Genomic DNA, 23,683 nt, shown 5'->3' with positions numbered 1-23,683 from the left:
ATTGCTACACAATAAATACATTATTTATCAATTAAAGGCAGAGTTAACTCACTCTGCCTTTTCACCCAGAAAAGGGATCGACACGGTGATGCTACCTTCAATACCTTTGCCAGAAAGAATTGACCAAGCACGACTGAAATGGACGTCGTTACAGCAACAACATCTCTATTTTGCCCCAGTACGCCATCACAGCCCCGCTTGTGCTTATGCGGTTTTATCACTAATTGATTCGGTAAAGCCTGACTATATATTAATTGAAGGCCCTGATACCTTTAATTCTCTTATTCCAAGCCTGACTGATAAAGACACCCTGCCTCCCGTGGCTATTATGGGGCAAGCAGAATATTTGCATAATGATGGTAACCAAGAAGGGCGTGAGAAATCACTGCACTCTGCCTATTTTCCATTTTGTGAATATTCTCCTGAATGGCAAGCATTGCGAGGTGGTTTACGCATCAATGCAAAAACACGCTTTATCGATTTGCCATGGGCAGCTCAGGTTAATAACGAAGAGTATAGTGATTCACAAAGTCGTAGCTTACAAAAAGAACGTTATTTAGCCCATAGCCAGTTTATTGCACAATTAGCCAAAAAATGTCATTGCCGTGATCATGATGATGTTTGGGAGCATCTTTTTGAGCTACGCAACATTGAAGCTTTAGCTGATTGGCAAACCCTCTTTAATGATACCTTTATTTGGTGTGCACTTGCGCGCCTTGATTATGAGCCAGAAGTACTTGAATCAGAAGGTTCTTCGCAACGTGAAGCTCATATGCTCACTCATATTCAAACCATCAAACAACAAGATCCTAATGCCAAGATTTTAATTGTGACAGGAGGATTTCATACCCTTGCATTAATTGAAGGTCTAGCCAATTCACAATCTCACTCTTTCGCCATTTCTAGCACAGAGCAAAAGCAATTCACTAAAATGCAAAGAATGGCCGAAAAAGAACAAGCTTGGCTTATTCGCTACAGTTTTGACCGATTAGATGCACTTAATGGCTATGCTTCTGGTATGCCATCTCCGGCTTTTTATCAACAAGTTTGGCAAAGTTTAATGCAACAACATCATGATAAATTAGAAAATAATGCTCTTGCTAAACAACCTACCCAAATTTATCGCAATAAAATGGGGATCGCATTTTTAAGCTCAGTGGCTCAATCTATTAGAGAAAAACAATTTGATAATCCACCTAGCTATTTAGCCGTAAAACTGGCTGCCGAGCAAAGTTTACGCCTTGCTTTACTGAGAGATCACGCTGGTATGGGCCGTTATGATTTGCTTGATGGTTTACAAAGTGCCTTTATTAAGGGCAGTTTAGATGATAGCCAAAGCGAGTTATGGACAGAAATTAAAACCTGTTTTTCAGGCTATCTTTTAGGCAAAATTCCATTAGGTACGGCAACGCCTCCTTTAGTCAATGAAACCTATGAGCGTGCTAGAGCGTTTCGCTTCAAACTGGATGATACATTAGCAAAAACCACTAAGTGTGATGTTTACCGCAACCCGCAACATCGCTTAAGAAGTCGTTTTTTACATTTACTGGCTTTCTTAGAAATTCACTTTGCACATCGAATCAATGGCCCTGACTTTCTTTCTGGTCATCAATTGGATTTATTATTTGAAGAGTGGCAGTACGCTTGGACACCTAATGTGGAAGGCGAGCTGATTTCATTATCAGAGAAAGGCTCACAACTTGAAGCTATCGCCTTAACTAAGTTGTTATCGATGGAAAAACAGCTTGAGGAGCAAGGGCAAAGCCGTTCAAGTCAAAGTGCCGTCACGTTATTAACACAAGCGGCATTAATTGGCCTCCACCAGCGCATTCCATCACTCTTTAAACTGTTAGATAGCTATATTCAGCAAGATTTTCGTCTTGAGTCATTAACTCAATGTGGACATAAATTGATCCATTTATGGCGAGGTCGCCAATACCTTGATATTACCGATGAGCTAGCACTGGAAAATCGTCTACATCAAGTTATTCCTCAAGCCTTTTTTTGCTTAGAACAACTCGCTCAAGGTGATGAACAACAACAAGAAAGCAATTTACAAGCTTTGCTCTCTTTACGTGAACTGATTGAATTTATGCCATCACTCAATAATCCACATGATTACAAAAGTGATTTCTATCAGCAACTCAATCGCCTTGATGGTCAACTAGATGCAGTTCCTTTATTAAAAGGTGCTGTTGATGCATTGCGCTATTTAGGCTCATATATTGATGAAACCACGCTAACAAACGCATTAAATGCCACGTTTAGTACAGGAAGTTCTCCTGAACAAGCTATTGGTTATTTTGTCGGGATAATGCGAACAGCACCAGAGCTTGTGATCCGCTTACCTTTATTGGTTGATCACTTAAATACCTTGTTACAACAATGGGATGAAGAACGTTTTATTCAGATCTTGCCTGATCTGCGTTTTGCATTTAGCCAACTTAATCCCAAGCAAAATGCAGAGCTTGCACAATATATTGCCAACGATATTGGTTTAGATACACAAGCGTTATCATTATGGCAGTCAGAATTTAGTGCTAAACAGATGCTTGAAGCCACTAAACTCAATCAAAAACTGCAACAGCGTATAACGGAGCAAGGCATGATTTCTTGGTTTGATACTAAGAAAACAGAGAAAGGAGACAATGCCCATGAGTCAGCATAATGACGATATGCCTGAAGATAAAATACAACAAGCAAAACGCTGGCGCCTGATTTTAGGTCAATATGCTGATGATGCTCTTGGGCAAGCAACGTTTAATGCTGATGATTTAAAAGTTGAACGCACACTCGACTTTCTCTATCGCCGAGAATATCAGCGCCGAGGGCTTCGCCAAGAACGAGGACGTCATGGCTCACTCGATGCATCGCAACTTACTGCGGTAAACTGGTTAAATCAAGCACGTAAGCTATTCCCTAATAGCACCTTTGAACGTATGCAATCACAAGCTATTGAACGTTATCAAATCAGTAGCTTTCTTAAAGATCCCAATACGTTAAAAGCAATGGAGCCCACAAAAGCGTTAGCCAAAACACTATTAAGCTTACGTGGACGAATGAGCGACGAAACACGAGATGCGGTTAAAACTATTATTCGCAAAGTGGTTGAAGATATTTTACGTCAAATTCGTAATAATTTTCGCCAATCGTTAACAGGTCGTCGTAACCGTTTTAGACGCTCTTTAGTCCCCAATAGTCGTAACTTTGATTGGCGTGCAACTATCGCGGCGAATTTAAAACATTACGATACTCAAAATCGCCGTTTAGTGATTGAAACACCTTATTTTAACTCACGGATGCAACAGCATTTTCCGTGGGATGTGATTCTTTGTGTTGACCAAAGTGCGTCAATGTCTAGTTCCATTATGTATGCGGCTGTTTGTGCCAGTATTTTAGCTTCATTGCCTGCCGTTAATGTCTCTTTAGTGGTTTTTGATACTCAAGTTGTCGATTTATCTCATCTAGCAGACGATCCTGTTGAGGTTTTAATGACCGTACAATTAGGAGGCGGTACTGATATTGCTGGTGCAATGCAATACTGTGAAAGTTTAGTCAAAAACCCTAAACGTACCGTTATTTCACTAATCAGTGACTTTGAAGAAGGTGGCTCATTAAACCGCTTATTAGATTGCACACAACGTCTTAATAGCCAACAAGTTAAATTATTAGGGCTTGCTGCACTTGATGATGAAGCTCAACCTGTTTATGACTCTGCGATTGCACAAAAACTCGCGGACAGAGGTATGCAAGTTGCCGCTTTAACACCAGAACATTTCGCGCAATGGCTAGCAGAGGTAATGCAATGAGTTGGCAAACCGTTTACTTTCATTACGATGAAGATGCGCTCACTGTATTTGCTAATGCAGGATTATTAAGACGCGCAAGAAAAGATGTTGATAACGAAAAAGTATCTCTCACTGATGCCAATACAGGGCAATTCAGTAGTGATGGACAAAATGTTGTTTTACACGAAGCGGGTATTCAACAAGCCAGTTGCGATTGTTCTGCATCTGGTTGCTGTAAACATATTTTAGCCGCCATTTTATGGCTCCAAGCTAATAATAGTGCTGATAATTCAAATAACGATAATAGTGGTGAAATATCATTAGAAGTCATTACTGAGCCTGTTGAAATCGCCCCTCTGCTACCCACATTATTTGCTCTTGATCCAGAAGCATTAATCAAAAAAGCGGGTAAACCAGCCTGTCGAGCAGCAATTAAATTAATTGAGCAATGGGAAAATATAACATTCAATCTAGAAGACACAGGAACTCAGTTAAAAATTCAACTTCCTGATGTGAATGAACCTGTTATTTTCTTACAAGCGAGTGGTTACGATGGCATATTATCGCCATTTTCTGACTCACAGAAAAAAGCCTTTCATCTCGCTATCGTGGCTAAATTATTTGAACAACATGCTCAACCATGGACATGGCCTGAAGATTTAATGACGGTGCAATCTTCTAAACGTCCTCTGAATGATGAAGAAATAGCTCTAATTAATACCATTGAACAATTTATTTATGATTTATTACGTCAAGGGCTATCACATATTAGCTTAAGCAGTGCCACACAGTTGCATTTATTAAATATGTCCGCTCGAGCGGAAGGTTTACCTCGTTTAGCGTCTTATTTAAGAACATTAAGCACTCAAGTCAAACTGTTGGCAGAAAGACACTTCACCATGGATGAAAGCAATGTCTTACGTTTATTAGCCCATATTTCAGCCTATTTATTCCAATTATCTAATGCGACACCAGAACAGTTAAAAGTGTTACGAGGGCAACTTCGTCGTCAATATGATGATAAAAAAAATAGCCTTTCTCTTATTCCAGTTGGGGCAAATTGGTGGACAGCACAAAGTGGCGCATTAGGAGCAACGTTTACCTTTTGGGATAGCGAAGAAAAACAGCTATTACAAGTGACACAAGCGCGCCCTAATCAGCTCGATACCTTGTTTAATCGTTATGGTGTTTGGAACAGTTTGTCATTATGGAAACAAACTGCGGATAAATTAATGCGTCGTCCTTTTTTATTACAAGATCCTCGTATTTCTGATGAAGGAAAACTCGCCACTATTGGTGATAGCTTTGCTCAAAATCAAGCAGATTTTCTTGATATAACGGACTATAACAATTTACAAACTGAGCTAGGCATCAATAATTGGCAAGATTTACCTGATTACTTTGCCCATCAAACAGAAGGGTTTCTTTCCCCTCTTGTTTTGCATATCAAAAACTATAAACCTTTAATTTGGTATGAGGTTGAGCAATGCGTCATTTGGGAAGTATCAGATAATCATAAAAATTCAGCATTCTTGCGCCTCTATTGGGAAGGAACAACGCAAAATAATCTAGAAGAGTTGCGCTTTCTTACCAAAAAAGAGTTAGAAATTGTCGCCATCACGGTGCAACCCGTTCGGCGTGATCTCAATATAGACTTGTTACCAACGACTATTTGGATCAAAACAGAAAAAGGCATTGAACTGTTTTATCTCGATTTTGACCAATTTCCACGTAAGAAAAAACAATCAGGCTTTATTAGCCGTATTCAAGAATATATGGCTAAACGTAAGCAACAAACAGCAATGCATCACAGTGAACCGACCTTAGCACAAAAGTTCTGTCGCCCTATTTTGTCTGTATTAGAAGCCCAAGCATGTACCGGACGGGAATTACTCTCAGAAATGCAAAAAGAGCAATTAGAAATAAGTAAACACACCGCAGACGATTTAGGGATGACATTAATAGCTGATCAATTAGCTTATTATTTGGCATTAACTTCCCGTGACTCACGGGCGTTATTACAGTTAATTTGGCTATGCGATAATCTGCAACAATTGCAGATCCCGTTACCTATTCAACTTAACGAGTAATTGATATTAGCGAAAAAAGCTATCTCTCTTTAATTTGGGAGATAGCTTTTAAGATAAGAATAAATGGGTTTATGCTGGATTATCAATATCAACAAATGTCACGTCGAAGTGATGTGTTTGAGCAAGCCATTCACCTAATGCTTTAATACCATAACGCTCTGTCGCATGGTGCCCAGCGGCAAAGAAATGAACGCCCATTTCTCTTGCAATATGAATAGTCTGTTCTGAAACTTCACCTGTTACAAAGGCATCCACACCTTGCTCTGCGGCATCTTGAATAAAGCCTTGTCCGCCCCCCGTACACCACGCAATACTGCGAATAGCGTCAGGTGCATTATCACCACAATGCAATACATTGCGTTGTAACGCTTTTTCTAAACGTGCTTTTAATTCAAGCGGTGTTAAAGGTAAATCAAACACGCCTTTAGGCACTAACGGTAATATTTCACCTTCAACTTTAACGCCCATTTTTAACGCTAATTGAGCATTGTTCCCTAAGATTGGGTGCGCATCTAACGGCAAGTGATAACCAAAAAGATTAATGTCATTGCAAAGTAATGTCTTTAAGCGATTACGCTTCATTGAACGAATAACAACAGGTTCGTTTTTCCAAAAGTAACCATGGTGTACTAAAATGGCATCAGCGTTTAATCGCACAGCCTCATCAAGTAATGCTTGGCTTGCCGTTACACCCGTTACTATTTTTTGAATATGAGGACGTCCTTCAACTTGAAGTCCATTAGGTGCATAATCTTGAAAGTTCTCAATGCTTAACTTTTCATTAATCACCAATTCCAGATCAGTATTCTTCATTTTATTTATTTCCCTGTTATCACGAATGCCATTATTTATATAACAATAAGATAAATAGCATTAGGTTAATAGCCTTCGTTTAAATGACTTATTACTGCTTATTGTAACGTAAAAATTAAAGATTATTTGAAGATAAGGAAAAACAAGAAGGTCACACTGGAAAGTACTTAAAGCGGGATGAAAATAACGCCCACATTTGCAGGCGTTATTTTTATATTCTGTTATTTGTGGCTGTTTAGCGCCATTTCTGATTTTGCCAACCAAACGGGTTTATCACTTGTTTTAGACCATACACGATGTATATAGCTATAAAATTGTGCACGTTTAGGATGAAAAATCATAACAGGAAATGCCACAACACCTAGCGCAACAGCACCAGAACGACGGGCTAAAACATGTTTTTTTGTATATTCGTTATAAGCTGGCATAGTGCCCTCCTGTATAGAGATTGATTTGATGGTGAAATTTTACCTCATTTGATGAAATTTTACTACTGATCAGACCACTTAATTCGTGCGAAAAATCACCTTTATTTTGCTTGATATGTAATTAAATTTCAGAATGGAAACAAAAAAGAAATATTTAATAAATTTTATTAACAATTGAATAACGATATTTTTACTTATCTTAAAGCGTGATAAGTAACACTAGTCATACGTTACCGAAAAGGTAAAATTTTAAATCAGCGAGGAAATGGGAGGAGATATGGAATATTAAAAAATACAAGTTTACTGCGAAACAAGACAAATTTAGCAGAAAAAGGAAAGGTTAAAGATATTATATACTAGCTAACTCTTTAAATAAATTAGGATTTTTATTAATAGCAATAAGCACTTTTGCTCTAATTTATCATTATAAAATGTACACACATAGCGTTTAAGATTAAATATGAATTCTTGTGCTACGGAGCGTTTTATTAAAAAAATCCCTCTATTTAAAGAGGGAGGTAATTTTGATTAAAATATTTTGCTTTATTTCTTAACCGTTTTACCTTTGCCACGTAGAGTTTCGGTTAAGCCTTTCAGAAAATACCTTACCAGCTGATCACCGCAATTACGGTAGTTTTTATGTCCTGGTTTACGAAATATCGCGCTAAGTTCTGGCTTAGAAACACGGAAGTCTGCAAGCTCATAAATCTTCAGAATATCCACATCTTTTAATTCAAAAGCGACACGCAGTTTTTTTAGGATAATATTATTTGTGATACGCTTTTCAACTTCAGGTGCAGGGAAGTTTTCATCTTTTCCACGACGATAAAAAATTAGGCCATTTAAAAAATGTCCCATCGCATTATCGTCACACTCGACAAATTCAGGTTCATCGTCTTTTTTCAGCCAACTATTGACTAACTCTTTTGTGACGGTGTAATCGGCTAGTTTCATGATTTCTACAACATGTGCATCACTTAGATCCAGCATGTAACGTACACTGCGTAAAACAAAATTATTTTGCATTATATTGATTATCCACTCTATTTTTAATTCTAAATCAACCTCAATGATGGATATCAATGCTGTGATCTAAAAATATTCAATAATTAAAAAATACACTCTACTTTTAGGTAGAGTGTATTCTATATAACTCGTTTATTGCACTAATTTATTTGTTAGCAAAAACATTATTTACTATTTCAATGGCTTCTTTTTCAATTAATTCACGGTGCTCGGGGCCACGGAAGCTTTCACAGTAAATCTTATAGGCTTCTTCAGTACCAGAAGGACGAGCCGCAAACCAACCGTAATCGGTCATCACTTTTAAGCCACCAATTGACGCGCCATTACCTGAAGCATGTGTTAAACGAGCTGTAATTGGGTCGCCAGCTAATGTGCTAGCAGTCACCATTTCAGGGGATAAACGTGACAACAGTGCTTTTTGTTCATGGGTTGCTGATGCTTGAATACGGTTATAGCTTGGTGAACCAAAACGTTGTGCTAATTCATTGTAATGTTCTTGCGGATCTTTACCTGTTACTGCTTTCATTTCGGCAGCCAGCAGGCATAAAATAATACCGTCTTTATCAGTTGACCATGGTTTACCATTAAAGCGTAAGAAAGATGCACCAGCACTCTCTTCACCACCAAAGCCAAACTCACCACTAAATAAGCCTTGAACAAACCATTTAAAACCAACAGGCACTTCAACTAGCTCACGACCTAAATCTGCCACAACACGGTCAATCATTGCACTTGAAACCAGTGTTTTACCCACTTTTACATCTTTAGCCCATTGTGGACGATGACGGAAAAGATAGTTAACCGCAGCCGCTAAATAGTGGTTAGGATTCATTAAACCAGATGGCGTCACAATACCATGACGATCGTAATCTGGATCGTTAGCAAAGGCTAAGTCAAATTTATCACGCAATTGTAATAAACCTTCCATTGCCCATGGTGATGAACAATCCATACGAATAACGCCATCATGATCGAGCGTCATAAAACGGAATGTCTGATCGACTTGATCGTTAACCAATTCAAGATCAAGACCATAATATTCACCAATGCGTTTCCAATACTCAATACCGGAACCACCTAATGGATCAACACCTAATTTTAAGCCGGCTTTCTTAATGGCTTCCATATCAACAACGTCACCTAACGCTTTGACATAAGGCATAATTAAGTCTTGAGCTTCAATATAACCACTCGCCAATGCTTCATCATACGAAAGACGCTTGATCCCTGCTAAATTATTTTCAAGCAGTTCATTAGCACGTTTTTCAATAACCGAAGTTAAGTCAGTATCAGCAGGCCCACCATTTGATGGGTTATATTTAATACCGCCATCTTCAGGTGGGTTATGTGATGGCGTGATAACAATGCCATCAGCAATATCTTGATGTGCATCGTTGTAAGTCAAAATAGAAAAAGAAACTGCCGGTGTGGGTGTATAGCCATTATTTTCTTGAATAACCACTTTCACTTTATTGGCAGCGAGTACTTCTAAAACAGAAATAAACGCAGGCTCTGACAGTCCATGAGTATCTTTACCCACGTAACATGGCCCTGTTACTCCATTTTTTGCACGTACTTCAGCAATAGCTTGTGCAATTGCCAAAATATGGGCTTCATTGAAGCTATGGCGATTTGCACTTCCACGATGACCAGATGTACCAAATTTCACACGATGAGCATTATTGCTAACTTGAGGTTTAAGTGAATAGTATTGAGACGTTAATTGCGCCACATTAATCAGATCACTTTGACGAGTATGCTGCCCTGCTCTTGGATGAATTGCCACGAACCTTCTCCTATTAGACATCACAATCACGCTTTAAACAAAAGCCTTTGCAATGCATCAATTAACAATAGTGGTTAGATAGTTCCACACACCTTATCAATCTCATTTGCAGGAAATTGCATATCCTGCATGATGCTTTGTACCATTGTTCTTTTACGCTCTGTGTTCGAGTTAGTAATAACCCAAAACGGCGTACCTGAAATATGGCGCGGTTTTGTATGACGCCCACTATCGAGTAATGTTTGTTCATCACCAGCAAAATAGATGCGTGTTCGTCCATGTACTGTTTCAGCAGATTGAGTAAAAGTAGCACTATCTAGGCTATATAACGTAGAAAGGATCTGTAAAAAACGATCAACTGATTTTGTTTTTTCTGCATAGCTGTCAGATAACAACAGTTCTCGCATTTCACGAACCGGATTTTTTGCTGGTGTAATCGATTTAGGTTCAGCTTCCTGTTTCATAACAGGTGCTTGTACTGACTCAGTGACGACGACTGGTTGTACGGGCTGTTTGGCATCGAGCTTCAGTAGACGCCTTAAAATATCTGAAGCGCTTTCACCGATATGCCTAGTTTCGCTAGCAATATAGCGGTAAAGTTCGTCATCAATTTCTATCTTTTTCATTGCTACCCAGTACTGTTTTCAAAAAAAGTAATTAGGATTATAAGATATAATCTTTAAAAACAAAATAGGTAAAATTTCAATAACTTAAAGAAGATCTATTCAAGATCCTACCGTTTGAAAGGCTAAGCTCGGTATTTATCCTATTGTTTATCTTGGTATCATCTTCTATTCTTTGAACTTATTCACACAAAATCAGTTTTAAATTCAAACATATCACACCACCGACCACCAAATAATATAAAATCCTGACTATTTATTTTTTAGCAATGTTAACATTTCAATTTCTTAAATAACTTTAGAGCATATATCTATAAAATATTATTTTATGGATTTTTATAAATTTACCTTATTAATTATTTCTGAGCTTCATTACTCTTTTATATTATTGCGATAAGTTGGCTTAGCATCTTGTGCATGTCATCATAGAAAAAATCGCAATCATTTTGGTCATTAATATGAAACTCAATACATTATTAAATTATCAATTACACCAACCTGAAACTACACCTGCGCCTGCATCTAATTTACCTATCGTCTTGATCCACGGCCTCTTTGGTGACCTCAATAATTTAGGCGTTTTAAGTCGCGCACTTCGTCAAGATAATACCGTGATACAAATTGATGTGCGTAACCATGGACACTCTCCTCATAGCGAAAGTATGAATTATCAAGATATGGCGCAAGATGTACTTGCATTGCTTGATAATTTAGCTATCCCAAAAGCCATTATTATTGGGCACTCAATGGGAGGCAAAATTGCGATGGCGATGACAGCATTAGCCCCCGAACGTATCGCAAATATTGTTGTGATTGATATGTCTCCTGTTGCTTACAACGTTCGCCGTCATGACAAAATTTTTGCTGCGCTTGAAGCCGTAACAGAAGCTCAAGTCACACGTCGTCAAGATGCTATGGAAATCATGCGCCCTTTTATTGAAGAGGAAGGTGTGATCCAGTTTTTACTCAAATCATTCAAAAATGGTCAGTGGCTATTTAATTTACCTGCAATAAAAAATGCTTATTCAGACATTATTGGCTGGCAAGAGGTGCCTGCTTGGCATCATCCTGTATTATTTATTCGTGGCGGTTTATCACCTTATATTTTAGATGAGTATCGTGAAAATATAGCTCGCCAATTTCCTCTCGCAACCGCCTTTGTTGTCGCAAACACAGGGCATTGGGTGCATTCAGAAAAACCCGATACCGTTATTAAGGCCATTCGTCGTTTTTTAGAAAAAGCTTAATTAATAAACGTTATAGCTTAAAATAACGCCACTGAAAAATGAGAATGTCATAGAGTGTATAATTATTGTGCTTAAAAATAGTGTCTGTTGATAAAAAGACCAAATCACAATAGGTTAAATTCAGGAAGCAGTGGCGAGACATCACTATGTGGGGTATTATTGGGCGTTTCGCAATTTAGTCATTGGTATACGCCCTTTCACAGCAAAATTTATGGCAAAAGAACAAACTGATCGCACTACTCTGGATTTGTTCGCAGATGAACGCAGACCTGGGCGACCTAAAACAAACCCGCTTTCTCGGGATGAACAGCTTAGAATTAATAAACGCAATCAATTAAGACGTGATAGAGTCAATGGGTTACGTCGAGTTGAGTTAAAATTAAATGAAGATGCTGTGAATGCTCTCAATGAGTTAGCGACAGAAAGAAACGTCAGTCGTAGTGAACTTATTGAAGAAATATTACTAGAGCAATTGGCGCAAAATCACGCCTTAAAAATGCATCAAAACAAAAATAGCTAGCAGATAAACCACACAAATTCGACAGAATTAGCCTGCTATTTTCGTCAAAATACATTTTTAGTTTTCTATTATGAAAACACAATGCTTATCTTTCACTAGTAATTGTTCAAACACAGACAAATATACTCTAAATATTTTAAAGTGTAGCTAGGTGACAAGTGAATGAGTCACTAGGAACATACAAAAAGTATGTAACTTGTGAGAATAGACGTAGTCAATAACGCTACAATTTGAAATATAACGAATTTAGAATAAAAGAGGTTATCTCACTTTATGGCAATCATAGGAATATTCTTCGGCAGTGATACTGGCAACACAGAAAATATTGCCAAAATGCTTCAAGAAAGACTGGGCGCTGATAATGCCGAAGTTCATGATATTGCAAAATCTAGTCAAGAAGACATCGAAGCGTTCGATATTCTGTTACTAGGTATTCCTACTTGGTATTATGGTGAAGCACAATGTGATTGGGATGATTTTTTCCCAACACTAGAAGATATTGATTTTAATGGTAAGCTTGTTGCACTATTTGGTTGTGGTGACCAAGAGGACTACGCAGAATATTTCTGTGATGCAATGGGTACCATTCGCGATATTATTGAGCCTCGTGGCGCAGTTATCGTCGGACATTGGCCAACTGAAGGCTATCATTTCGAAGCCTCTAAAGGACTTGCTGATGATAATCATTTTATCGGTCTTGCAATTGATGAAGATCGTCAACCAGAATTAACCGAAGAGCGTGTTGACGCTTGGGTTGCTCAAATCAAAGAAGAAATGAGCTTAGACGAAATTCTGGGATAAAATAAATTCTCAATATTGAGAATGATAATTATTCAATGGTGTGCTAAGATAGTGTGATAGGTGGGGTGTTTATTTTTAAATATCATGCCTATAATCAATAAGGTTATTTATTCACCCGAGTATTAATGAATAAAACCTATTTGTGAGCACAAAAATTAAATTCACCATTAGCAACAGGATTAAATCCGCATGACCGACAATAATAAAGCGTTAAAAAATGCTGGGTTAAAAGTTACACTTCCTCGCTTAAAGATCTTGGAAGTGCTCCAGGATCCTGAGTGCCATCATGTCAGTGCTGAAGATCTCTATAAAAAACTCATCGATATCGGTGAAGAGATTGGTCTGGCAACCGTGTATCGCGTCTTAAACCAATTTGACGATGCTGGTATTGTTACCCGTCATAATTTTGAAGGTGGTAAATCAGTATTTGAATTAACTCAACAACACCATCACGATCATTTAATTTGTCTTGATTGTGGTAAAGTTATCGAGTTTACAGATGATGCGATTGAAGTGCGCCAAAGAAACATCGCTGAACGTCATGGTATCAAACTTTCCAATCATAGCCTTTATCTATATGGCCACTGCGCTGAAGGTAATTGTAAAGAAGATAGCCACGCACATGATGAGAAATAATTCATTCTGGATAATCTCTCAGTAAAAAAAAGGAACTGCCAACAGTTCCTTTTTTATTGCCTAAAATCCGAGGATAACTCTACTTAGCTACACTGATGCTGTGTTTAATATGCTTTAAATGAACCACGATAGTAAATGTAACAATGACTAACAATGACCAAGAGCCCCATTTTCCTGCATGTACTGCAGACCAAGCACCCATTTGATTAGGATATTGCCATACACCCAAAAATGTACCGAAATTCTCAGCAAGCCAAATAAAGAAACCTATTAAAACAAAAGCCAATAATAGTGGCATTTTTCGCTCTGTATCATAAGGCGTAAAGTAAACCACACTACGAGCATAAAGACCTAAAATAAAGGCAGTTAAATACCAGCGATAATCGCCGATAAAGTGATGAGAAAAGAAATTAATATAGATAGCGAGCGCAACCAAAGTTGCCATCCAATAAGGTGGATAATGTTCAATTCGTACTTTTAAAAAACGCCATGCTTGAATTAAATAACTTCCTACTGCGGAGTACATAAATCCTGTAAACAAAGGGACTTCCCATAATTTAGTGTAAGCAAAATCAGGGTATTTCCACGATCCAATTGCCGCTGATGTTTTAAATAATTCCATCACAAAACCAACAATGTGGAAAAAACAGATCGCTTTTAATTCATCCCATGTTTCAAGTTTTCCCCATACCATCCATAATTGGAAAGCAATAGCGAGAATAAGTAAAACGTCATAACGAGGTATTCCTAATATTCCTTTACTTGGTGTTGCAAATAAAATAAAAAAGAAAAACCCCGCAAATAAACAAGAACGCGCTTCTTTCACACCAAAAAAAAGAAATTCAACAATAAATCGTTTTATACCTCTAAAGGGCTTCAATGGTGGTTCTAATAAAAAATCATCCAATCGCTTTAACATGCTTCTTCCTGAAAACGTGCATTATTAAATAGCATTCAATGCAAAATAATAAATTAAGGAGAGATAAAATGAATGAGAAGAAATTTGCCATAGAATGAAAAAACGTACAAGGATGAAAAGAACGAAGAAAAAGAAAGGATTTAAAAATAAAGGTATTTACCCCCCACTACGATACCCACTCTGACTGCCTATTAGGGTAAATACCTTACGCAAATTTTGCGAAATAACTGAAGCACAAGAGATAAACATAACCCACTCACATTTATCTCAGACGGCATGACATGACGACTTTACTTCTTACTACTGCTGACAACTTCACTTTATTAACGAGGCTAATTTTTGAGAATAATATTTATTCTTTTTAATTTATCCCTACTCTTTCTATTACTTATTTTTACTCATCGTAATCGTATTTAACTTTTTATTTTATTCAGGATAAAGTGCAATTAATGCACTTTATCCTCACTCTGATATTAGAAAATAGTAAATGGCATAATTACGTTAAACTTAACGTCTTTTTCATCTTGGAAGATATTACCAAAACCACCTTCATAACTTGGGATATCGGAATGGTTATCATAACGGGTATAATGAAGCTTAAAGAGTGTCCCTTTAGCGCGACCTTCTTGAACCGTATACATAATATCCGCATTCCATGCACTTTCTCTGATGCGCTGACCTTGATCATAAATGGCTTTACCACTTGGCTTAGCATCCCATGCATAAACATAAGAAGTGCCTACCGCCCAGCCAGATAGATCCCAATTTTTCAGATCGTACATTACACCCGCATAAAGTGCTTTTTCACCATTGGCGTTAAAGTCAGAACGACCATCCCACCAAATATCAAGACGACCATTTGATGTCGCCCAACCCGGCGTCATACGTTGTAAGAAATAACCTTGATTACCTTCGGCTTTAACCCATGTTCCTTCTACTTTGAAGTCAAATACATTGTAGGTATAACCAAAAGTCAGTGCTTGTAACCATGCCAGCCCATCATAAACGTCATTAACACCACCACCGGTCACTTTATCTTTAGCACCGTAGAATTGGTAAGATGTTCTTAATGCATTATCAGCAATTGGGAAATCATAAGAAACTTTACCAAAATACTGATCGATATAACCATCGGCCTGACCAAATGCAGCTTCTAACACTAGGCTGTTTTTAAAATCATATTTGGCGCCAAAAGAGTGAAGATAGCTGATATTGGTTTCTAGATCAGCTTTACGGAAGTTATACATATTCCGATACCATGGTGCTTTATATTCATCTGTCCACATATAGGAGAAAGATAATTCACCGCTTTTATCGAAGTCGAAAACAGCACCCGCTTCAGCACCGCGGTAAGTTCCCGGTAAGAAGCTCCAATGTGGACGCAATAACGTTTGACCTTTAGGTTGAATATATCCCCCTTGAGCCCAGAAATTGCCTAATTTGAATTTTGCAGCTGCTTTATAAACGCTTAAGCCACTGCGATCGCCAGTCCATTTTTCATCCCAGCGACTTTTTGCGTCACTAAAACCGATTTCGTTAGGTGCTGCGGGGCCACTATTATTCAATTCAGCCGCACCAAAGGCAGCTAAATCAATACCAATAAAATCACCAAGGTAACCTGATGAGAAGTCTAGATTAGCGTTGAAAGTAGAATGGTGTAGGTTAGCTTTGTATTTGCCGTAATCAGGACTATTTGGTGTTAACTCTTTTCTATCACGGTCACGTTGCCAATAAAAAAGGCCGCCTGTTAGGGTTGAGTCATCAATAAATCCTTCAGCATGAGACATTTTTGCAGGTAGTGCAGTTACAAGCAATGCGCCCATAACGACAAGTGCCACCCTGCCTGGTTTAGCATGTTGCATAACCATAGCATTGTTTCCTCTTTGACTTTGACTAAAAAAGAAATAAGCACAATGCCTATTTCCAAATATAAAACCCCAAGTGGGGAAAAAACCTAAATTAGGTTAGAAACAGCATATTTTTCGCGACGCGAATTATCAACCAAAAAAAGAGAATTTTTATCAAAATATGACCAAGGGCACATAACTAAATGATCGTTTCATTTTCTTGCTTTTATAACCCCTCATTAAAAATAAATATAACAAATTGATTTTATTTAATTTTTACACCAATCTTTAAACGATATTAGATTTCGTTTTTATTAAAAGGAATAATAAGTAGTGCTTATAAATAAGCTTTTTTAACGATGTAAAATATGTGCATTCAATCACACTTTTCTTACTACAGTCTTATTTAATGAAATGGTATGAAAAAACGGAAGAATAAAGTGATAACAAGTTAATTATTTCAAATGAAACAAATAAAAAGTTATCGTTTGAAATGAAAAAATTGAGATTAATTGATCCCAGAAGAATAAATATTAAACATAAACAGATGAAAAATCGTACAATCTTAAAAAGAAAACAGATGAAAAAATGCTCGATAACTTAATTACCGAGCATCCTATTAATTTTGGTACTAACGATACTTAATACAACTCAAAATAAGGTTTAAATTAACCTTGTTGAGAAATCTTCGCCCAAGTGTCGCGTAAGCCCACGGTACGGTTAAACACAAGTTTATCCGCCGTTGAAAGCTTATCAACACAGAAGTAGCCTTCACGCTCAAATTGATACGCTTTTTCGATAGCTGCATCTTTTAAGCTACGTTCAACAAAACCTTCACGAATAACTAAAGATTCAGGGTTAATTGTTGATAAGAAATCATCTTCTGCCGCTGGATTTGGCACACTAAATAGACGGTCATAAAGACGGATTTCAGCAGGAATAGCGTGTGGAATGCTCACCCAGTGAATAACGCCTTTTACTTTACGTCCATCAGCAGGATCTTTATTTAAAGTCTCAGCATCATAAGTACAGTAAATGGTTGTGATTTCACCTTGCTCGTCTTTTTCAACACGCTCAGCTTTAATAACATAAGCATTACGTAAACGTACTTCTTTACCTAGCACCAGACGTTTATATTGACGGTTTGCTTCTTCTTTGAAGTCTGCGCGATCAATATAAATTTCACGGCTAAATGGCACTTCACGCGTCCCCATTTCCGGCTTATTTGGATGATTCGGCGCAGTTAAAATCTCTTCGCCTTCTGGCATATTTTCAATCACTAAACGAACCGGATCGATAACCGCCATTGCACGTGGTGCATTTTCGTTTAAATCATCACGAATACAAGATTCTAATGCAGCCATTTCAACATTGTTTTCTTGTTTCGTCACACCAATACGTTGGCAGAACTCACGAATAGATTCTGCTGTATAACCACGACGACGTAAGCCTGAGATCGTTGGCATACGAGGGTCATCCCAACCATTCACAATGTTTTCTGTCACAAGCTGATTCAGCTTACGTTTTGACATCACTGTGTATTCAAGGTTAAGACGTGAGAATTCATATTGACGAGGATGACAAGGGATAGTGATATTATCCAGCACCCAATCATATAAACGACGGTTATCTTGGAATTCTAAAGTACATAAAGAATGTGTGATATTTTCCAGTGCATCAGAAATACAGTGGGTAAAATCATACATTGGATAAATGCACCATTTATTTCCAGTTTGGTGGTGTTCAGCAAATTTAATACGATAAAGCACCGGATCACGCATAACAATAAACGGTGATGCCATATCAATTTTCGCACGTAAACACGCTTTACCTTCTTCAAAGCCACCAGCACGCATTTTTTCAAATAGTGCTAAGTTCTCTTCTACGCTACGTGAGCGATAAGGGCTGTTTTTACCAGGCTCTTTTAATGTACCGCGGTATTCACGAATTTCTTCAGCGCTCAACTCATCGACATAAGCTAAGCCTTTATTAATCAACTCAATCGCATATTGATAAAGCTGATCAAAATAATCTGAGGAGTAATGAATGCTACCTTCCCATTGGAAACCTAACCACTGAACATCTTTTTGAATTGAGTTGATATACTCAATATCTTCTTTTACTGGATTGGTATCATCAAAACGTAGATTACATTTTCCCTGATAATCTTTAGCAATACCAAAATTCAGGCAAATTGATTTCGCATGGCCGATATGAAGATAGCCATTAGGTTCAGGTGGGAAACGCGTATGAACGCTATCATGTTTCCCAGTAGCCAGATCTTCGTCAATAATTTGACGAATAAAGTTCGTTGGGCGGGCATCTGCCTCATTCATGGTCATTTTTTCCTCAAAGCAAAACGCATAATTAACCCACTATAATCCAATAAGCAGGTTTCATAAATACCTTAGCTAAATACACCCCTGAGATATTTATCAAAATAGAGATAAAAAAACGGGAAGTTCGAAAGACTCCCCGTTTTATCGTCTTATTTAACCATCTCTTTATAGAGGATTAAATATCTGTATAGAATTTATTTTAATACTTTGTAGATAACGGTTTTATTTCCAACCACTTCACCTGTAACTTGTTCAGCAATTTTATCAAAATCATCGATATTGCTAACAATCACAGGGCTTATCATCGATTTAGCATTAGCATTCAGATATTCAAGATCTAATTCTAAGATAGGTTGACCAACTTTAACCTCTGCACCTTCTTCAACTAAACGCTTGAAGCCTTTGCCACCTAACGCAACAGTATCAATTCCCATATGCACGATGATTTCAACCCCATTGTCAGTCTCAATACAAAATGCGTGGTTTGTATCAAAAATCTTAACAACAGTACCTGGCGCAGGCGCCATTACGATATTAGAAGTTGGTTTAATTGCTACACCATCACCAACAATACCACTAGAGAACGCTTCATCAGGCACATCTTTCAATGCCACGATTTCACCATCAAAAGGCGCAATCATTTCAAGTAATACTTTTGAATTTGTGTTGGCTTGTTTTACAGCTGTTTTTTCCGTAGATACTGTCGAGGTAGCAGGCGCTTCATAAGCGGCAACTGGGCCTTGTGTTAATACATCACGCATCGCGTTAGCGACTAATTCAGCACGCGTACCCACAATCACTTGAACACTTTGTTTGTTTAAACGAATAACACCTGATGCACCTAAACGTTTTGCATAGGCATCATTAACAACTGTGGCATCTTTTACATTTAAGCGTAAACGGGTAATACAAGCATCAATACCGGTTAAATTATCAGAACCACCGATAGCCGCGATATATTGACGCGCTTCTTGCTGGATACCTTCTTTACTATTTGCTGGCGCTGTTTTGATATCTTCATCATAACCATCCGCTGTTTCATCACCAATCACTTCATCTTCACGACCCGGCGTTTTCAGGTTGAATTTAGTAATAGTGAAACGGAAAATACCGTAATAAATAAAGAAGAAAACAATACCTTGAACAATCAGCATGTACCAATGAACAGCTAGTGGGTTGCGTGAAGATAAGAACATATCCACTAAACCTGCACTAAAGCCGAATCCTGAAATCCACTCCATGCTTGCCGCGATATAAACAGAAATCGCCATTAAGAATGCGTGAATAACATAAAGCACTGGTGCCACGAACATAAAGGAGAATTCAAGCGGTTCAGTAATACCGGTGAAGAAAGCAGCAAATGCACCAGCAAGCATGATACCTGCAACTTTTGCTTTGTTCTCTTTACGTGCACAGTGATAAATCGCTAGTGCTGCACCCGGTAAGCCAAACATCATTACTGGGAAGAAACCTGCTTGATAACGACCTGTTACCCCCACAGTTGCTAAGCCAGAATCAATAGCTTGCTGACCTGCTAGAAAATTAGGAATATCGTTAATACCAGCGACATCAAACCAGAATACAGAGTTCAACGCATGGTGTAAGCCAACTGGAATTAATAAACGGTTAAAGAATGCATAGATACCCGCACCCAATGCCCCCATATCTTTAATACTTTCACCGAAGCTGACTAATCCACCATAAATCACAGGCCAGATATACATCAGAATAAAAGCGACGATGATCATTAAAAATGAGGTTAGGATAGGAACTAAACGGCGACCACTAAAGAACGACAGTGCGCGAGGCAGTTCAACGCTACTAAAGCGGTTATAAAGCTCGGCAGAAAGTACACCAACCAAGATCCCAACAAACTGGTTATTTATTTTACCAAAAGCAACGGGAACCTCTTCTAAAGGTAGGCCTTTGATCATTGACACCGCGGCTGGAGAGCAGAGTGTTGTCACAACTAAGAACCCAACAAATCCTGTTAAAGCGGCAGCGCCGTCTTTGTCTTTCGACATACCATAAGCAACACCAATGGCAAACAAAACTGACATATTGTCGATGATAGCAGCACCAGATTTGATAAGTAAGGCAGCAAGCGCGTTATCGCTACCCCAGCCTACTGGATCAATCCAGTAGCCAATCCCCATCAGAATTGCTGCTGCAGGTAATGTAGCAACAGGCACCATCAGCGCCCGCCCTATCTTCTGCAGATAACTTAAAATATTCACAAACTCCCCCTTGGATAGCCCCTATGCGGGATCTTATTCATACTCATTCATATTTTATAATAAAATTGATGAGCTAATTATTTAATTCCATTTTTAGTCTAAAAAAATTATTTTGTATCGCAAATTAATTAGTCATAATTTGTGATTGAAGTCACCAATACCGTATAATTTTTAGCTGAAATGCTGGCTAAGTCAGAAAGCTTATTTTATGATTAAAAATATCTTTTGGCGGGACATTTCGATCATCAGCTAAAAATGAAAAGAAATTCGTGTTATACACTCTAAATCATTCGAGTTGCAGGTAGGCGGCAAGCAAAGATATCCCGATGAGTATACTCATGTATGTGATTCAGGTAGCTGAGCGTAGCCAACACCCCTGCAACGTGAAGGATGACGAGTATAGATGAGCCACTGATAATCACACGATAAATAACACGTTACTGAGTTATCAGATTTGTCTTTTTTCTATGAGGTTACTATGAGGTTAATCCCCCTATCCACGGCAAAGCAAGTTGGTAAGTGGTCTGCAAATTATATCGTTGAGAAAATCAACGCATTTAATCCAACGGCAGAACACCCTTTCGTACTTGGTTTACCGACTGGTGGCACGCCATTGGCGACATATAAAGAGTTAATTGAATTACATCGTGCAGGAAAAGTTAGCTTCCAACACGTTGTGACGTTCAATATGGATGAATATGTTGGTATTCCATCAGATCATTCACAAAGTTATCGTACTTTTATGTATGAAAACTTCTTTAATCATATTGATATTAAAGATGAAAATATCAATTTATTAAACGGCAATGCAGAAGATCCACAAGCAGAATGCGAGCGTTATGAGGCTAAAATTAAGTCTTATGGCAAAATCAATTTATTTATGGGCGGTGTAGGTAACGACGGTCACATTGCATTTAATGAACCTGCGTCATCACTCTCTTCACGCACTCGTATGAAAACGCTAACTGAAGATACACGCTTAGCAAATTCACGTTTCTTCGACAATAATGTTAATCATGTTCCTAAATATGCACTGACTGTTGGTGTAGGCACATTATTAGATGCTGAAGAACTAATGATTTTGGCGACAGGTTTTAATAAAGCGCAAGCAGTACATGCAGCAACGGAAGGCGCTGTTAACCATTTATGGACGATTTCTTGTGTTCAACTTCACCCTAAAGCTATTTTAGTGTGTGATGATCCTGCAACAATGGAATTACGAGTAAAAACATTGCGTTATTTCCAACAGATTGAAGCGCAAGAGTGTCAGAAATACCAAGACTAAGTTTAGTAAAATAAGTACCTACTGATTAAGTAGCGGAAAAGGCTAAGCTCTCTTACTTATCAGCCAGAATTTGCTGGCTGATATCGGCTTTTTTAGATTGACTTCCCTTATCAGGAGACAAAGGTATGTTTGCCTTAACAAATGCTGTTATTTATACAGGTTACGACCGTTTAGAAAACCACGCCATTATTATTAACGGCTCCCGTATTGAGCAGGTTTGCCCACAGGATCAGCTGCCAAAAGATATCACTGTTCGTGATATGAAAGGTGCAATTGTCTCTCCCGGCTTTATTGATTTACAGGTTAATGGTTGTGGTGGTGTACAATTTAATGACACACCAGAAAATGTCACTGTTGAAACATTAGAAATTATGCAAAAGGCGAATGAACGTTTAGGTTGCACTAGCTATTTGCCAACGCTAATTACCTGTTCTGATGAATTGATGAAAATAGGCATCGAAGCAACTCGTGCTTATATGAAGAAACATGAAAATAAAGTATTGGGATTACATTTAGAAGGTCCTTATATCAATGTGATTAAAAAAGGGACGCATAATCCACAATACATTCGTCAACCAAGTGCTCAGATGATTAACTATTTGTGCGATAATGCTGATGTCATCGCAAAAATCACCCTTGCGCCAGAAATGGTTGATGAAAAGTATGTTCGTCAATTAATCAAAGCAGGTATCATTGTTTCTGCGGGGCATTCCAATTCAACTTATGAAGAAGCACGTAAAGGATTCCGTAATGGTATCTCATTATCGACTCACCTTTACAATGCTATGCCTTATATTACAGGCAGAGGCCCGGGGCTTGTAGGCGCCATTTATGATACACCAGAGGTTTATGCTGGTATCATCGCCGATGGTTTACATGTTTCATGGGCAAATATTCGTAACAGTAAGCGTTTAAAGGGTGAAAAATTACTTTTAGTCACAGACGCAACTGCGCCAGCGGGGCTTGATCCTAATAAAAATGAGATGGATAGCTTCGATTTTGCCGGTAAAACCATATATTATCGTAATGGTCTTTGTGTCGATGCAGATGGCACATTAAGTGGATCATCACTGACCATGATTGGTGCGATTAAAAATAGCGTGATCCATGTAGGTATTCCATTAGATGAAACCTTGCGGATGGCTACACTTTATCCTGCTCGTGCGATTGGGATAGAAAAAGAACTCGGGACAATTGAAGCAGGAAAAATTGCTAATCTCGCTTCTTTTGACAAGGACTTCAACCTTTGCACAACATTTGTCAATGGTATTGAAATAACTGATAACTAATGGATGTAT

Annotated in this window: 18 protein-coding genes; 9 read left to right on the top strand and 9 right to left on the bottom strand. The window is 38.1% G+C overall.

Annotated features, from left to right (window positions below; translation table 11 throughout):
* Positions 1–85: 85 nt before the first annotated feature.
* From GWI59_RS10490 to GWI59_RS10480, 3 genes are read left to right on the top strand one after another with little or no spacing between them, the layout of a single operon-like run.
* A complete protein-coding gene (locus tag GWI59_RS10490) occupies positions 86–2,668 on the top strand; it encodes a DUF5682 family protein (RefSeq protein WP_161724712.1) in 2,583 nt (860 codons plus the stop codon).
* Positions 2,655–3,809, top strand: coding sequence for a VWA domain-containing protein (locus GWI59_RS10485; protein WP_115065174.1), 1,155 nt, complete (start codon positions 2,655–2,657; stop codon positions 3,807–3,809). The genes GWI59_RS10490 and GWI59_RS10485 overlap by 14 nt, the downstream gene beginning before the upstream one ends.
* The gene (locus GWI59_RS10480) at positions 3,806–5,878 is read left to right on the top strand and encodes an SWIM zinc finger family protein (RefSeq protein ID WP_161724603.1); all 2,073 of its coding nucleotides are present in this window, start codon (positions 3,806–3,808) and stop codon (positions 5,876–5,878) included. Before GWI59_RS10485 ends, GWI59_RS10480 begins: the two co-directional genes overlap by 4 nt.
* A 69-nt stretch (positions 5,879–5,947) precedes the next feature.
* On the opposite strand, the gene GWI59_RS10475 is transcribed toward GWI59_RS10480, so the two are convergent.
* From GWI59_RS10475 to seqA, 5 genes are all read right to left on the bottom strand, one after another.
* Positions 5,948–6,691 (bottom strand): type 2 GTP cyclohydrolase I, encoded by a 744-nt coding sequence (locus GWI59_RS10475; RefSeq protein WP_072062926.1) that lies wholly within the window; start codon positions 6,689–6,691, stop codon positions 5,948–5,950.
* Positions 6,692–6,912: 221 nt separating this feature from the next.
* On the bottom strand, positions 6,913–7,119 hold the full coding sequence (locus GWI59_RS10470; protein WP_006537681.1) for a YbfA family protein: 207 nt from the start codon (positions 7,117–7,119) through the stop codon (positions 6,913–6,915).
* Between the two features lie 543 nt (positions 7,120–7,662).
* On the bottom strand, positions 7,663–8,145 hold the full coding sequence (locus GWI59_RS10465) for a DUF1456 family protein (RefSeq protein WP_109847456.1): 483 nt from the start codon (positions 8,143–8,145) through the stop codon (positions 7,663–7,665).
* Between the two features lie 145 nt (positions 8,146–8,290).
* Positions 8,291–9,931, bottom strand: a complete 1,641-nt coding sequence (gene pgm, locus GWI59_RS10460) for a phosphoglucomutase (alpha-D-glucose-1,6-bisphosphate-dependent) (RefSeq protein ID WP_115065173.1) — start codon at positions 9,929–9,931, stop codon at positions 8,291–8,293.
* A 74-nt stretch (positions 9,932–10,005) separates the two neighbouring features.
* Entirely contained in the window at positions 10,006–10,557 is a 552-nt protein-coding gene (seqA, locus tag GWI59_RS10455; protein ID WP_109400674.1) for a replication initiation negative regulator SeqA, read from the bottom strand.
* 455 nt (positions 10,558–11,012) lie between these two features.
* Here seqA and ybfF point away from each other — a divergent pair, with 455 nt between their 5' ends.
* From ybfF to fur, 4 genes are all read left to right on the top strand, one after another.
* On the top strand, positions 11,013–11,801 hold the full coding sequence (ybfF, locus tag GWI59_RS10450) for an esterase (protein ID WP_109400673.1): 789 nt from the start codon (positions 11,013–11,015) through the stop codon (positions 11,799–11,801).
* A 211-nt stretch (positions 11,802–12,012) separates the two neighbouring features.
* Positions 12,013–12,321 (top strand): LexA regulated protein, encoded by a 309-nt coding sequence (gene ybfE, locus GWI59_RS10445; RefSeq protein ID WP_036912278.1) that lies wholly within the window; start codon positions 12,013–12,015, stop codon positions 12,319–12,321.
* A 273-nt stretch (positions 12,322–12,594) separates the two neighbouring features.
* Entirely contained in the window at positions 12,595–13,122 is a 528-nt protein-coding gene (fldA, locus tag GWI59_RS10440; RefSeq protein ID WP_004244384.1) for a flavodoxin FldA, read from the top strand.
* Between the two features lie 189 nt (positions 13,123–13,311).
* A complete protein-coding gene (gene fur, locus GWI59_RS10435; protein ID WP_006537692.1) occupies positions 13,312–13,758 on the top strand; it encodes a ferric iron uptake transcriptional regulator in 447 nt (148 codons plus the stop codon).
* A gap of 79 nt (positions 13,759–13,837) precedes the next feature.
* On the opposite strand, the gene GWI59_RS10430 is transcribed toward fur, so the two are convergent.
* The 4 genes from GWI59_RS10430 to nagE form a co-directional block, all read right to left on the bottom strand.
* Entirely contained in the window at positions 13,838–14,677 is an 840-nt protein-coding gene (locus GWI59_RS10430) for a DUF817 domain-containing protein (protein ID WP_161671361.1), read from the bottom strand.
* 473 nt (positions 14,678–15,150) lie between these two features.
* A complete protein-coding gene (gene chiP, locus GWI59_RS10425) occupies positions 15,151–16,545 on the bottom strand; it encodes a chitoporin ChiP (protein ID WP_109400672.1) in 1,395 nt (464 codons plus the stop codon).
* Between the two features lie 647 nt (positions 16,546–17,192).
* On the bottom strand, positions 17,193–18,860 hold the full coding sequence (gene glnS, locus GWI59_RS10420) for a glutamine--tRNA ligase (RefSeq protein WP_072062933.1): 1,668 nt from the start codon (positions 18,858–18,860) through the stop codon (positions 17,193–17,195).
* 197 nt (positions 18,861–19,057) lie between these two features.
* The gene (gene nagE, locus GWI59_RS10415; RefSeq protein ID WP_109847452.1) at positions 19,058–21,100 is read right to left on the bottom strand and encodes an N-acetylglucosamine-specific PTS transporter subunit IIBC; all 2,043 of its coding nucleotides are present in this window, start codon (positions 21,098–21,100) and stop codon (positions 19,058–19,060) included.
* Between the two features lie 478 nt (positions 21,101–21,578).
* Here nagE and nagB point away from each other — a divergent pair, with 478 nt between their 5' ends.
* Both nagB and nagA read left to right on the top strand, forming a co-directional pair.
* The gene (gene nagB, locus GWI59_RS10410) at positions 21,579–22,385 is read left to right on the top strand and encodes a glucosamine-6-phosphate deaminase (protein WP_069370072.1); all 807 of its coding nucleotides are present in this window, start codon (positions 21,579–21,581) and stop codon (positions 22,383–22,385) included.
* A gap of 125 nt (positions 22,386–22,510) precedes the next feature.
* Complete coding sequence (gene nagA, locus GWI59_RS10405; RefSeq protein WP_006537702.1) at positions 22,511–23,674, top strand: N-acetylglucosamine-6-phosphate deacetylase; 1,164 nt, start codon at positions 22,511–22,513, stop codon at positions 23,672–23,674.
* Positions 23,675–23,683 lie beyond the last annotated feature (9 nt).

This window comes from Proteus sp. G2673 (assembly GCF_009915125.1).
GTDB lineage: Bacteria > Pseudomonadota > Gammaproteobacteria > Enterobacterales > Enterobacteriaceae > Proteus > Proteus penneri.
Note: the sequence above shows the minus strand (reverse complement) of the source record. Positions and strands in the feature narration are given on the sequence as shown.